10 protein-coding genes are annotated in these 12,949 nt (G+C 58.8%); 6 read left to right on the top strand and 4 right to left on the bottom strand.

The window, feature by feature from the left end:
* Nucleotides 1–172: 172 nt before the first annotated feature.
* The 4 genes from AC1DUP_RS32055 to AC1DUP_RS32040 all read left to right on the top strand — a co-directional run bounded on the left by AC1DUP_RS32055 (nt 173) and on the right by AC1DUP_RS32040 (nt 3,520).
* Nucleotides 173–1,171 (top strand): ABC transporter substrate-binding protein, encoded by a 999-nt coding sequence (locus AC1DUP_RS32055; protein WP_113301735.1) that lies wholly within the window; start codon nt 173–175, stop codon nt 1,169–1,171.
* Nucleotides 1,172–1,277: 106 nt separating this feature from the next.
* The gene (locus AC1DUP_RS32050) at nt 1,278–2,165 is read left to right on the top strand and encodes an ABC transporter permease (RefSeq protein WP_477836747.1); all 888 of its coding nucleotides are present in this window, start codon (nt 1,278–1,280) and stop codon (nt 2,163–2,165) included.
* The gene (locus AC1DUP_RS32045) at nt 2,158–3,177 is read left to right on the top strand and encodes a quaternary amine ABC transporter ATP-binding protein (protein WP_477836746.1); all 1,020 of its coding nucleotides are present in this window, start codon (nt 2,158–2,160) and stop codon (nt 3,175–3,177) included. The genes AC1DUP_RS32050 and AC1DUP_RS32045 overlap by 8 nt, the downstream gene beginning before the upstream one ends.
* A gap of 142 nt (nt 3,178–3,319) precedes the next feature.
* Nucleotides 3,320–3,520: a hypothetical protein gene (locus tag AC1DUP_RS32040; RefSeq protein WP_477836745.1), complete on the top strand. Its 201-nt coding sequence runs from the start codon at nt 3,320–3,322 to the stop codon at nt 3,518–3,520.
* A 25-nt stretch (nt 3,521–3,545) separates the two neighbouring features.
* On the opposite strand, the gene AC1DUP_RS32035 is transcribed toward AC1DUP_RS32040, so the two are convergent.
* The 4 genes from AC1DUP_RS32035 to katG all read right to left on the bottom strand — a co-directional run bounded on the left by AC1DUP_RS32035 (nt 3,546) and on the right by katG (nt 10,058).
* Nucleotides 3,546–5,351 carry a diguanylate cyclase gene (locus AC1DUP_RS32035; RefSeq protein ID WP_477836744.1) on the bottom strand — a complete coding sequence of 602 codons (1,806 nt, stop codon included), beginning with the start codon at nt 5,349–5,351 and terminating at the stop codon, nt 3,546–3,548.
* A gap of 182 nt (nt 5,352–5,533) precedes the next feature.
* Nucleotides 5,534–5,746, bottom strand: coding sequence for a hypervirulence associated TUDOR domain-containing protein (locus tag AC1DUP_RS32030; protein WP_477836743.1), 213 nt, complete (start codon nt 5,744–5,746; stop codon nt 5,534–5,536).
* 41 nt (nt 5,747–5,787) lie between these two features.
* A complete protein-coding gene (locus AC1DUP_RS32025; protein ID WP_477836804.1) occupies nt 5,788–7,650 on the bottom strand; it encodes a glycoside hydrolase family 15 protein in 1,863 nt (620 codons plus the stop codon).
* A gap of 224 nt (nt 7,651–7,874) precedes the next feature.
* Nucleotides 7,875–10,058, bottom strand: coding sequence for a catalase/peroxidase HPI (gene katG, locus AC1DUP_RS32020; protein ID WP_477836742.1), 2,184 nt, complete (start codon nt 10,056–10,058; stop codon nt 7,875–7,877).
* A gap of 206 nt (nt 10,059–10,264) precedes the next feature.
* Between katG and AC1DUP_RS32015 the strand changes: the two genes are divergently transcribed.
* Nucleotides 10,265–11,179, top strand: a complete 915-nt coding sequence (locus tag AC1DUP_RS32015; RefSeq protein WP_477836741.1) for a hydrogen peroxide-inducible genes activator — start codon at nt 10,265–10,267, stop codon at nt 11,177–11,179.
* Between the two features lie 300 nt (nt 11,180–11,479).
* On the top strand, nt 11,480–12,562 hold the full coding sequence (locus AC1DUP_RS32010; RefSeq protein WP_477836740.1) for a hypothetical protein: 1,083 nt from the start codon (nt 11,480–11,482) through the stop codon (nt 12,560–12,562).
* The last annotated feature ends 387 nt before the right edge of the window (nt 12,563–12,949 follow it).

Here is a 12,949-nt window from a genome sequence, read left to right as displayed (position 1 = left end):
ATCAGCGACGCCGTGTTTAAGACAGCATTGAAAGAAGGTTCTAATGCGCCATTTTCTGGCGCAACCAGAATGGCCGTTGCGGTCCTAAAGCAGGCTCAATGCAGGGGTCGGCGCACGCGGTGCCGCCGGCGCCCGGGTTAAGGATGCACCGCGGACCAGAGGGAACAAGAAAATGAAAGTACTTTTGGCATCCACCATCTTTGCCGCCGGCACGATGCTCGCAAGCGGCAGCGTTTTTGCAGCCGATTGCGGTAATGTCACGATTGCGAGCATGAACTGGCAGTCCGCGGAAGTGGCCGCAAGCCTCGACAAGATCATTCTCGAGGAAGGGTATGGCTGCACGGCCGAAATCGTCACCGGTGATACCGTCCCCACCCTGACCTCCATGGCAGAAAAAGGCGAACCGGATATCGCCCCGGAAGCCTGGGTCAGCCTTCAGCCGGAACTGGTCAAGCGTGGCCTTGAAGGCGGCAAGGTCGTCGAAGGCGCCAAGATCCTCTCCGATGGCGCAATCCAGGGCTGGTGGATCCCCAAATACATCGCCGACGCCCATCCCGACGTTAAGACCATCCCCGACCTTCTCAAGCATCCCGAACTCTTCCCGGCACCGGAAGACAAGAGCAAGGGCGCTGTCTTCAACGGCCCGCAGGGCTGGGGCGGCACTGTCGTCACATCTCAGCTCTTCAAGGCCTATGACGCAGAAAAAGCCGGCTTCACGCTTGTCGACACCGGTTCGGCCGCAGGCCTCGATGGCTCGATCGCCAAGGCCTATGAGGGCAAGCAGCCCTGGGTCGGTTATTATTGGGCACCGACCTCCCTGCTTGGCAAATACGAGATGGTCAAGCTCGGCTACGGCACGGAATATGATGCCGCCGAATGGAAGCGTTGCACCTCGGTTGCAGATTGCGCCGATCCCAAGCCGAATGCCTGGCCGGCCGATGACGTGAAGACGCTGATCAGCAAGAGCTTTGCCGATCGCGGCAGCCCGGCCATCGATTACCTGAAGAAGCGTGCCTGGACCAATGACACCGTCAACAAGCTGATCGCCTGGATGACCGACAATCAGGCGACCGGAGAAGACGGCGCGAAATACTTCCTGAAGAACAACGAACCCCTCTGGAAGGATTGGGTCTCCCCCGAAGCCGCAGAAAAGATCAAGGCTTCGCTCTGATCATTCAGACACGACATGGGCAGCCTCAGCGCTGCCCAGACAATCCTTCGGCGCGACGGCCAAAATAACAATCGGCCGCCGCCGCTATCTATTTTGGGGAACCGCTATGGATTGGCTCTGGAAATTTCCGACAATGAACGACGACATGCTGCGCGAGCTGAAGAAGAGCGTAGACGAAGGATTTCGCGCCTTCACCCGCGCCTATGGCGACGGTATTGAAGCAGCCTTCAGCCCGTTGCAGAGTTTTCTCATCTGGGCCGAACGGCTGCTGACCGGCACGCCCTGGCCAATCATCCTGCTGGCTTTAGCCGCCATCGCCTGGTTTGCCAGCCGTAGCTGGAAGGTCGTTATCGGCTGCATGCTGACGCTTCTGATCATCGGCTATTTCGACATGTGGCAGGACACGATGAAGACGGTGTCGATGATCCTCGTCTGCACTGTGCTGTCCATCGCCATCGGTCTGCCGCTCGGCATCCTGATGTCGCGCTCCAACGCCGTACAAAGGGTCGTCAATCCGATCCTCGATGTCATGCAGACGATGCCGAGTTTCGTCTATCTTATCCCAGTCGTCATGCTTCTCGGCATCGGCCGGGTGCCCGGCGTCATCGCCGTCGTGATCTACGCCCTTCCCCCGATGATCCGTCTGACCAATCTCGGCATCCGCATGGTCGACGAGAATGTGCTGGAGGCGGCAGACGCTTTCGGCTCATCCAGCTGGCAGAAGCTTCGCAACGTTCAATTGCCGCTGGCGCTGCCGACCATCATGGCCGGCATCAATCAGACGATCATGATGGCGCTCGCCATGGTGGTCATTGCCTCCATGATCGGTGTTCAGGGCCTCGGCCAGCCGGTTCTTAAAGCCATTGCCAATCAGTACTTCACCCTCGGCGTCTTCAACGGTCTGGCAATCGTCGGCATTGCCATCATCTTCGACCGGATCAGCCAGGCCTATGGCCTGCGGCTCCAGAAGCACCGGGAGATCGTGCATGGATAGCAATTCGATCGAGATCCGGAACCTCTTCAAGATCTTCGGCCCGCGCGGCCGCGACTACGTTGAAGCCGTCAGCAAAGGCATGTCGAAGACCGAGCTCAATAAGGAGCATGGTCATGTGCTGGGGTTAAAGGACATCAACATCACTATCCCGGGCGGCAGGATCACCGTGATCATGGGCCTTTCCGGCTCCGGCAAGTCTACGCTGATCCGCCATATCAACCGGCTGATCGATCCCACATCGGGAGAAGTCCTCTATGGCAGCGCGGATGTCTGTCGCATGGATGCGCTGCAGCTTCGCGAATTCCGGCGCCAGAAGACCGCCATGGTGTTCCAGCGTTTTGGGCTCCTGCCGCACCGCAACGTGCTGCAGAACACCGTTTATGGGCTGGAGATCCAGGGCGTTGCGAAGGCGGAGCGTGAGGAACGGGCGAATGCCTGGATCAAGCGCGTCGGCCTGGAAGGCTTCGCCGAACATTATCCGAACCAGCTCTCCGGCGGCATGCAGCAGCGTGTCGGGCTTGCACGGGCATTGACCAACGATGCTGAAATCCTGCTGATGGACGAAGCCTATTCAGCACTCGATCCGCTGATCCGCGTCGACATGCAGACCGTCCTCCTCGATCTGCAGAAGGATCTGAAGAAGACGGTCGTCTTCATCACCCACGATCTCGACGAAGCACTGCGGCTCGGGGAGAAAATCGTCATCCTGCGGGACGGCGAGGTCATCCAGCAGGGTTCGGCGGCTGAAATCGTTCTCAATCCCGCCAACGATTACATTGCCGCCTTCGTCAAGGAGGTCAATCGCGGCCGGGTCATCAAGATCGGTGCGGTCGCCAAACAGACCCCTGCCGAAAGCCGGCTTCAGCTTTCTGAGGACATGGATATCGAGGGAGCGTTGCGGGAAATGTCGCGCGCCGACGTCTCCTGTGCCGTTGTCATGTCACCAAGTGGCCAGCAGCTAGGCTGCGTTTCGCTGCAACAGTTGCTGGCGTTGCTTCTTCATCAGATCTGACAATTTTCCGCAATCGAGCGGCATTTGCCCCATGCAAATGCCGCTTGTTCAAACATGGTTAATTTTTTAACTATATTAGCCTTAAGGAAGGAACAGAACGACATACCTGCGTGTTGATGCTCGCTGTGGAGGGACCCTGACGATGTTCAAATTTTTCTCGATCAAGCCGTCGGCTGACAGCTTTGATGTCGATACCGGCACCTATGCCGACGGCATCACTGAGCGCTACTACCGTGATCTGAGCGGTCGCCAGGAAAACCGCTCCCGTTCGGCCCATGAGCGCGATTACGGCGCAAGCCGCGAAATCGGCGAACTTGCGCCACACGGCGCAGTCGGCAATTAATCGGCTGATTACCTGTTTGCAGGCATCAGGGGCGTAGGGTTTCCTGCGCTTTCCGGCTCAGGCTGCTTGCCAGGACCGTTCGGTTGCGGCCCTTGGCCTTGGCATCCAGAAGGGCCGCATCTGCTCGGCTCACCAGCGTATCGACTGCACCTTCCCCGGGTGACACAGCCACACCGATCGACACCGACACGGCGCCGAGAATCTGACCTGAGTGGGAGAGTGCCGCTGAACTGATCTGCGCACGCAGCATTTCGGCGAATTGGAAGCCGCCCTCTTCGCTGTGGTCAGGCAGTAGTATTGTGAATTCCTCACCGCCGAAACGAAATGCGTAGCCGTATCCGGCAGCGGCATTTCGCAGGATTTGCCCGACATATTGCATGACCAAGTCACCGGCATCGTGGCCGAACTTGTCGTTGAAGCCCTTGAAATGATCAATGTCGATCATCAGGCATACCAACGGCTCATCGGCATCGTCACGGCCGCGCCGGTGCAACGTGTCAGCGAGGAAGCGGCGGTTGAAAAGCCCGGTCAACGGATCGCGCACCGCAAGATCGGTCAGCTTCTCGCGAAGCTGCAGGTTGGCGACCGCCAGTCCGACATTCTCGGCAATCAACTCAAGATAGAGGCGGGCATTTTCCAGCACCGGCACCCGCCCGTCGCGTTCCTCGAGATAGAGAAGGCCAATCATATCGCCCTGCGCGGTCAGCGGGAAACAGGAGGTCGTAACACCGCTGCCTTCGACATGAAGGCAGGTCACATCGCCATCGCCGATGCCGCTCATATGGGGGCGGCCGCGCCGCAGACCCCAGCAGGCATTGGCCGAGAAAGCCGCCTGCGCATTGACAGGCTCCAGCCACGTGCCGGCCTGCGCGAGAGAGGACTTGTCCTCGTTCAGGGTATAAAGACTTCCGGCAATGCCCGGAAAGATCTGCGGCGCAAAGCGCGCGACGACATCGGCCAGTTCATGCTGATTCTCACAGGCCTGAAGGCGATGCATCATCTGCAGGATGAGATCCTTGGTGTGCTGGTCCGCCCGCCGCTCGGCATCCAGACGCTCGCGTTCAAGGCCGTTTTCGCGAAAAATCTGGATGGCCTCGTTCATCTCGCCGATTTCGTCGTGGCGGCGATCGTCAGGAACCTCGACGGCATAGTCCTGTTTGGCCAACCGGGTGACGATGCCCGTCATGCGCACGAGGGGCATGGCCACCCGACGCCGCAGGATAAAGTAGAGTACGGCGAGGAAGAGCAGGCCGGTGATGCCCAGCATGATCTTTGCGACAAGGCTCCATTGGTCACTGCGCCGGCTCGCATCGTCGAGTGCCGCGCCGGTGCGTGTCGCCGTGATATCGCGCAAACGCCCAGCCGATTCCACCAGAGCCGTCTGCAACCGCTCGTGCTCCGGTCCAAAAAGCGCCTGCTGTGCTGCCTGCCGATCTCCTTTCTGATAGGCATCGACAGCGGCGGCTTCCACAGCGTCAAGCGCCTCGGCCTGTTTGTCTATGTCCTCGATAATATTCCGCTCTACGGCAGATATATCCCTCGCCGCGATCTGCTCGGCGGCTGTTTCGCGCTGCCGCTCTGTTTCCTCGTCGGCCTTGAATGCAATAAGGTGGCGCTGTTCGCCCCGCATGACATAGAGCCGTGCTTCATCGCTTGAGAATTCCGCACCCATCTGAAGCTGTTCGGCAAGTGTGTCGAGCGCGAGATGCTCCTCAACCGCACGCCTTTCGTCTTCGGCACTACGTGACGACATGATAAAGGCCACAGCCGAAAGCGCCGTAAGGATCACGGTTATGCCGTAGGCCCAGTTGGTGATGGTGCTTATTCTCATGAGGCCATGATAGCGAAATCGGAGTGAAGGAGAATTAAAGAAACTTCTAACACAGCGTTGTTGCGCTATGCGTTTTGGAAAAAAGCAGAAAGTCTGGATCGAAAATACCCGCCGATACGCGAAGGTGGCGTCAGAACCCTTGGCAATCACGGTCCCGTCACGTCAACAAAGAATGACTGCAGTCATTGCTTTTTGTGCAGCTGATCGGGCCTGTGCGCAGCCCTTTTGCCGGATTTTTCGCTCTCCACGATATATTGCGGATCGGACTTCGAGGCTTTCACCTCATGCTCTCTGATCTTGGTCCGCGTCGTCTGCTTTTTGACAATTTTGCCGGCGGTTTCTCCCTGGCTCGTATTCCACGACACCTTGTCACCTGTCTTGAGATCCTTGCTCATTGTGTCTCCTTCCAACAATCGGCGGCTACAGCGGCAATTTGCTAAGGCCGCCATTCCTGGTCATTCCGGGTATCCAGTTCACGATCCAGATAATAGGCGGCGCTGATGAGCGCGAGATGGGTGAACGCCTGCGGAAAATTCCCTGAAAGCTCCGATCTCATGTCAAATTCCTCGGCATAGAGACCGACATGGTTCGCGTGGTTCAATACCGCCTCGAAGACGCGACGGGCTTTCTTGAGATCGCCCGCCCTGGCAAGGCATTCCGCATACCAGAAGGAGCAGGCAGAGAAGGCCCCTTCCCGGCCGCCCAGCCCATCGGCGCTCTTGTAGCGATAGACAACGCCATCATCCGCTAGTTCCCTGCCGATTGCATGGAGCGTCGCGAGCCATTGTGGATCGGTCGCACTGACAAATCGCACAAGCGGCATCAAGAGCAGTGACGCATCCAGACTGTCGCCGTGCTTCGTCTGTACGAAATGCCCTTTCTCGCTGTTCCAGAAATTTTGCCATATATCATCGTGAATATCGTTGCGGGTTTCGAGCCATCGGGCAAAGGGGGCGGCAAGGGAACGCTTGTTTGCCAGCCGCAGCGCCCGGTCGACCGCCACCCAGCACATCAGGCGCGAATGCAGGAAATATTGCGGCTCCCGCCGCATTTCCCAGATCCCGGCATCCGCGTCCTGCCAATGCTCGCAAACGTAATCGATCACCTCACGCACGCCCTGCCACGCCTTATGCGAAATGGCATGTCCATATTTGTTGCTGAGATAGATCGAGTCCATCAGCTCGCCGTAGATGTCGAGCTGAAACTGCTCCGAGGCCTTGTTGCCAACGCGAACCGGACGCGCTCCGCCATAGCCACTGAGATGGTCGAGGACAACTTCGTCGGGCACATCGCCACCATCGAGGGCATACATGATATCCAGTCGTCCGCCGTAGTCGCAGTTGGACGCACGTTTTCCGATCCATGCATTGAAAGCCTCGGCCTCTTTCCGATAACCAAGACGCATCAGCGCATAAACACTGAAAGACGCATCTCTGATCCAGGTGGCGCGATAGTCCCAGTTGCGCGTGCCACCCGGAGCCTCCGGCAGCCCGAAGGTTCCGGCGGCGATGATCGAGCCATGCCGACGGGAGGTGAGCAGCTTCAAGGCCAAGGCGGCCCGGTTGACCATCTCGCGCCAGCGCCCACGATAGGTGGATTGCCCGGCCCAATCCTGCCAATAATCGATCGTGCCATTTTCGAGGGCCTGAATGTCGCACGATTCCACCGGATCGCTATCGACAGCGGCAAGCACGAAATCTGCCGTCTCGCCGGCCTTGAGCCGGATATCCGGCGAGATGACATCGTTTCCGTCCTGCATCAGCGCAACATTAGAGCTTATGCGGAAGCCCGCCGCCGACGGCGAGCGCCAAGTCGCGCAATTGCCCACGATGTCCGGTCGGACCGGTTCCATCGCATAGTTGAAACGCGGCGCACAACGCATCCTGACAGCAACGTCGCCGCGCGTAGCGCGTATACGCCTGACAACCGTTGTCGGCCCGTCGGGGTCAGCATCCTTGACCACCATGAAATCGGTGATCTCGGCGCTCAGCCCCACGCCCATCCACCGCGTCAGCAAGACATTCGTGTCGGGCAGATATTGCTGCGTGACGCGGGCGTCGGGGATATCAGGATAAAGCTCAAAAACGCCGCCGCGTTCCGGATCCAGCAGCGCAGCAAAAATCGATGGGCTGTCGAAATTCGGCCAGCACAGAAAATCGACCGCGCCATCCTTCGCCACCAGAGCGATCGTCGCGAGATCGCCAATCACCCCGTGATCGCCGACCAATCTTGGTATGCTGCGATCGTCATCTCGCGCGCCCGAGACATGCAAACTTCTGGTCGATGCTTTGGAATCCATGATCTCTTCCACCCGCTGTGTTCCGACAACGCATCGGCATTGGGTTGGTTTCAGGCCGAAAGGATCGTGATTGACTGCCGACGGGCGCGCGCCTTGGATCAGGAAGAGTTTTACTTGGAGGTTGATGGCGGTTGCCAGCCGCAATAGCGAAAGAATTGAGCGCTCAATACTAAACGCTTGACGTCTGGACGCAGCGTTTCCGCCGCGTCCAGACAGAGCTTCAATCAGACGAGATCGAAACGATCTGCGTTCATGACCTTGGTCCATGCCGCGACGAAGTCCTTGACGAACTTCGCCTTGGCGTCCGACTGGCCGTAGACTTCGGCAAGGGCGCGAAGCTGCGAGTGGGAACCGAAGACCAGGTCGACGCGGGTGCCGGTCCACTTGACTTCGTTCGTCTTGCGGTCGCGTCCTTCGTAAACGCCTTCCTTCCCTGCAACCGGAGCCCAAACCGTGCCCATGTCGAGCAGGTTGACGAAGAAATCGTTCGTCAGCGCTTCCGGACGCGAGGTGAAGACGCCGTGCTCCGGCTTGCCGGCCTTCAGCACACGCAGACCGCCGACGAGAACCGTCATCTCAGGTGCGGTCAGCGTCAGCAGTTGTGCGCGGTCGACGAGCGCTTCTTCCGGCTTCATAAACTGCAGGCGCTTGCTGTTCACATAGTTGCGGAAACCGTCGATGCGCGGCTCCAGAGCTGCGAAGGATGCAACGTCGGTCTGCTCCAGCGAGGCATCCGCGCGGCCCGGCGTGAACGGCACGACGACGTCGTGCCCCCCTGCCCTTGCGGCCTTCTCGACGCCTGCTGCGCCGGCCAGGACGATCAAGTCGGCAAGGGAGATCTTCTTGCCGCCGGTCTGGGCGGCATTGAAGGCCTTCTGGATGCCTTCGAGGACGCCCAGAACCTTGGCGAGCTGCGGCGGTTCGTTGACATCCCAATCCTTCTGCGGAGCAAGACGGATGCGTGCGCCATTGGCGCCGCCGCGCTTGTCGGAGCCGCGGAAGCTCGAGGCGGAGGCCCAGGCGGTCGAGACCAGCTCCTGTACCGACAGGCCCGAGGCAACGACCTTGACCTTCAGCTCGGCAATATCGGCGTCATCGACAACAGGGTGATCGACGGCCGGAATGACGTCCTGCCAGATCAGGTCTTCGGCCGGCACTTCCGGGCCGAGGTAGCGGACCTTCGGACCCATGTCGCGGTGTGTCAGCTTGAACCAGGCGCGGGCAAAGGCGTCGGCGAACTGGTCCGGGTTTTCCAGAAAACGGCGTGAGATCTTCTCGTAAATCGGATCGACACGCAGCGCCAGGTCGCTGGTCAGCATGGTCGGCAGTTGCTTTTTCGAGGGGTCGAAGGCATCCGGAATGGAGGCCTCGGCATTTTTCGCCACCCACTGTTTGGCACCGCCCGGGCTCGTGGTCAGCTCCCATTCGAAACCGAAGAGGTTTTCGAAAAAGTAGTTGCTCCACTGGGTCGGCGTTTGGGTCCAGGTGACTTCCAGGCCGCTGCCGATGGCATCGCGACCGACGCCGCTGTTGAACTTGCTCGTCCAGCCAAGGCCCTGGGCCTCGAGCTCGCCACCTTCAGGATCGACGCCGACAAACGACGGATCGCCGGCACCATGGGTCTTGCCGAAAGTGTGGCCGCCGGCAATCAGCGCCACGGTCTCTTCGTCATTCATCGCCATGCGCGCGAAGGTCTCGCGGATGTCGCGAGCGGATGCAAGCGCATCGGGAGTTCCGTTCGGGCCTTCCGGGTTGACATAGATGAGGCCCATCTGCACGGCGCCAAGTGGCTCTGCCAGTTCGCGTTCGCCGCTATAGCGCTCGTCGCCGAGCCAGGTGCCTTCCGGACCCCAGTAGAGCTCTTCCGGCTCCCAGACGTCGGCGCGACCGCCGGCAAAACCGAAGGTCTTGAAGCCCATGGATTCGAGCGCGACGTTGCCAGTCAGGATGAGCAGGTCGGCCCAGGAAATGCTGTTGCCGTATTTCTGCTTGATCGGCCAAAGCAGGCGGCGGGCCTTGTCGAGGTTGACGTTGTCAGGCCAGCTGTTGAGCGGCGCAAAACGCTGCTGGCCCTGACCGGCGCCGCCGCGACCGTCGGTAATGCGATAGGTGCCGGCGCTGTGCCAGGCCATGCGGATGAACAGGCCGCCGTAATGGCCGAAGTCCGCCGGCCACCAGTCCTGCGAATCCGTCATCAACGCATGGAGATCCGCCTTCACTGCTTCGAGATCAAGCTTCTTGAACTCTTCGGCATAGTCGAAATCCTTGCCCATCGGGTCGGAAAGACCGGAATGATGGTGAAGCATCTGCAGGTCGAGATGGTTCGGCCACCAGTCGCGGTTCCCTCTGCTGCGGTGAGCCGTATGGTCGACGGGACATTTGCCCGCGCTGTCAGGTTTCTGGTCCATAGTTTTCTCCTGTTGCTTCCCTGGGGCTGCCGCTTCAGGGCAGCCTGTGCGTCTAAACCATTCGGCTTGGCTGCCTGCCCGACTGCGTTCCAACCCCGTACGGGTCAGCAGCAGGATCGCTGCGCATCCTCCCCTTCGTTCCTTCTTATCGGAAGCCCATCATAAATTTAAGTTGGATTTACTGATGGCTGCGATAAGCTGAAATTATGACCAACCTTACACTCAAACAGCTTCGCTATTTTGAAGCCCTGGCGCGCCATGGCCGTTTCCGGCACGCCGCCGATGCATGTGCGATTTCGCAGCCCGCTCTGTCCATGCAGATCAAGGAGCTAGAGGAACAAATGGGGGGCGATCTCTTCGAAAGGGGCGCCAAAGAAGTAAAACTCACCGCCTTCGGACAACTGCTCGCGCTCCGCGTCCGCGACATTCTTCGCGCCGTGGACGAGCTCGCGGATCTTGCCCGTGCTTCGCAGGACAAGCTGCTGACGCGGCTCAGAATCGGAATCATTCCAACCATCGCACCCTATTTGCTGCCAACCATCATCAGCGATCTGAACAGAACCTTCGACAGCATTGAAATACAGGTGCGCGAAACGCTAACGGCCAGGCTGGTTCACGAAGTGGCGCAAGGCGAGCTGGATCTGGCAGTGGTCGCCCTGCCAGTATCGCAGCCATCCCTCACCGAGATCAAACTGTTTGAGGAGGAATTCGTGTTGGTCCGGCACCGCGAAGACGAAGGCAAGCCGGTGCCGGAACCCGAGGCCCTGCGCCAAATGCGCCTGCTTCTGCTTGAGGAAGGGCACTGCTTTCGCGATCAGGCCCTGTCATTCTGCGGCATAGAATCGACACGCCCTCGGGAAATCATGGAGGGCAGTTCTCTTTCGACGCTGGTGCAGATGGTCAGCGCCGGCATTGGTGTAACCCTGATCCCCGAAATGGCGGTACCGGTTGAGACGCGCTCGGCGGATGTCTCCATCTCCCGGTTCCGCACGCCCCGCCCCCTGCGAACGATCGGGATCATCTGGCGCAATTCGACGCCTCTGGCCAAACAACTGCTCCAGATTTCCGAGGTCATCCGGCATTCGGCAGGAAGCCAGCGCCGTCAGATCTCGGCGGAGTAGCCGATCCTGCACCTGCCGATTTCATGACTGTTTTTACTGGCCAGCTGGCCGGCTGTGCTCTAGCTTCCCGCACTAAACGATCGGCAGCAATCCGGCCCGGGGAGCCATATTTGAAGATAAGCGCCTGTTTTCGTTGAGTAATCCGAAGCAGGCGCTTTCTTCCCCACTTCCCCTCCCCACTTTTGGAAGCGCGTTTCAGCGGTTCGACTCCTGTGGATAAATCCCATCCGGCTAGGATCTTCTGGCACCCTTCCCCTCGTCACCTTACAATGCCGTGGCGTTCTTGGTCATGGGAAACCGATGAAGCCTGACAAACTCCGCAACCTGCTGCAGGAAATGGATGCTCGCGTCGGCCGAATGCGGGCTGCAAGGAATGACCACTTCGTTGCAAACCTTTCAGAGCTCAGGGCTCAGGTGCAGCGACTCCTCGGCAAAGTCGATTCCTTGCGAACACCGGACATCGCCGGACTCGAAATAGCGCTATCCGCTATCCCGATTTCTGAGCTGGACAGATCGAGTTTGAATAATCTGCTGCTGGGTCTGAGAATCGGCCTCAACCAGCTCGACCCGGAAGACGTTCTAGACGCTACCCCGGGACAAAAACTAGCGGCCTTCGCATTCGGTTTCGAAGGCGATGCCCTAAAGGTAGTCGATCAGCCCGTGCGCGCTTACGGTCGAGAGGCCGACATTGCTGTTTCAGCCCTGGAGGCGGCTGTGGAGCACGGTGAATACGTCAATCAGGACTTGGTAGCGACAAACGCATCACCGCGTCTCAAGGAGGCTTTTCAGCGACTTCAGTCGACGATGCTGAGTCACAACAACATCGTCCAGATTGGCGCTCGAGCTCAAATCTGCAACCGTATTGTTCACGGAGATCTGGACGAGCTGTCACCGACACTTTTCGGCTTATTGATTGGCCACATCGAAAGCGTGTTTCTAGCGCTGGCCCAATTTGAAGACTGGCGGATCTACTCTGAGAATGCGGCTGCTCTAAACGTCGATGCCGGGTCAGTGGCGAAGCTCGTGGAAGGCACCGCGGAATTGGCGCGAAAGCTTGAGCACGATCGCTTGGCCGACAAGTCGGTAATAAATGCCCTTGAGACCGTACAAGGCTGGGTCGAGGAGGTGCAGCCCCCGGATAAGCGAGATGTCCTTTCCCTCACCCGCTCACATGAAAATCTCTGGTCGATCGCCACAAAGGCGCTTCTCGGTGACGTTATTTCAGATGGCCGAAAGCGGCTAGCTTCAGGCCTCGTCACTGCGTTGCTACTTATTGCGCCTTTGATTGTTCCGGTCATAGGCCGAGTGCCTGGCGGCCAATGGATCGAGACGGTCTACGACTACTTCAAGGCGGCCGGCAGCAAGCCGCCAGGTAGCAACTAGATTGCAATCACCCCGAGATACGTTTTCCCATTCACAGAGCTAACGATGCCTCCCGTACGTCCATCAATCGACACACGTTCCTTCAATTGTCCCAGATGCCAAGCTTACGCAAATCAGACGTGGCACACACTGCTTGCCAACGAACTCTACGACGACGGCCAGCTTGCGACGCCGCAGGATATTCGCGCTAAAAATTCTCCTGATGTTCAGAAATTCAACACATTCGCAATTGGGCCAGTGAACTGCCCCCATTTTCGACCGGACACTCAGCATAAGCAGGAAGGCTCAAGCACAGGCTTGAGGATAAGCTTATGTCTAACGAGTTTCGACAGGTTGACTTGATGATCGGTGACGTCCGGCGGCGACGCTGGACAACGGAACGCAAAC

It is taken from the genome of Rhizobium sp. 01L419 (assembly GCF_056400025.1).
The sequence above is the reverse complement of the archived record's forward strand: the minus strand, read 5'-3'. Positions and strand labels throughout refer to the sequence as shown.

Excerpts from the sequence above, each read along its gene's own strand:
- AC1DUP_RS32055 (WP_113301735.1), top strand. The coding sequence starts at position 173 with ATGAAAGTACTTTTGGCATCCACCATCTTTGCCGCCGGCACGATGCTC.
- AC1DUP_RS32050 (WP_477836747.1), top strand. The coding sequence starts at position 1,278 with ATGGATTGGCTCTGGAAATTTCCGACAATGAACGACGACATGCTGCGC.
- AC1DUP_RS32045 (WP_477836746.1), top strand. The coding sequence starts at position 2,158 with ATGGATAGCAATTCGATCGAGATCCGGAACCTCTTCAAGATCTTCGGC.
- AC1DUP_RS32040 (WP_477836745.1), top strand. The coding sequence starts at position 3,320 with ATGTTCAAATTTTTCTCGATCAAGCCGTCGGCTGACAGCTTTGATGTC.
- AC1DUP_RS32035 (WP_477836744.1), bottom strand. The coding sequence starts at position 5,351 with ATGAGAATAAGCACCATCACCAACTGGGCCTACGGCATAACCGTGATC.
- AC1DUP_RS32030 (WP_477836743.1), bottom strand. The coding sequence starts at position 5,746 with ATGAGCAAGGATCTCAAGACAGGTGACAAGGTGTCGTGGAATACGAGC.
- AC1DUP_RS32025 (WP_477836804.1), bottom strand. The coding sequence starts at position 7,650 with ATGGATTCCAAAGCATCGACCAGAAGTTTGCATGTCTCGGGCGCGCGA.
- katG (WP_477836742.1), bottom strand. The coding sequence starts at position 10,058 with ATGGACCAGAAACCTGACAGCGCGGGCAAATGTCCCGTCGACCATACG.
- AC1DUP_RS32015 (WP_477836741.1), top strand. The coding sequence starts at position 10,265 with ATGACCAACCTTACACTCAAACAGCTTCGCTATTTTGAAGCCCTGGCG.
- AC1DUP_RS32010 (WP_477836740.1), top strand. The coding sequence starts at position 11,480 with ATGAAGCCTGACAAACTCCGCAACCTGCTGCAGGAAATGGATGCTCGC.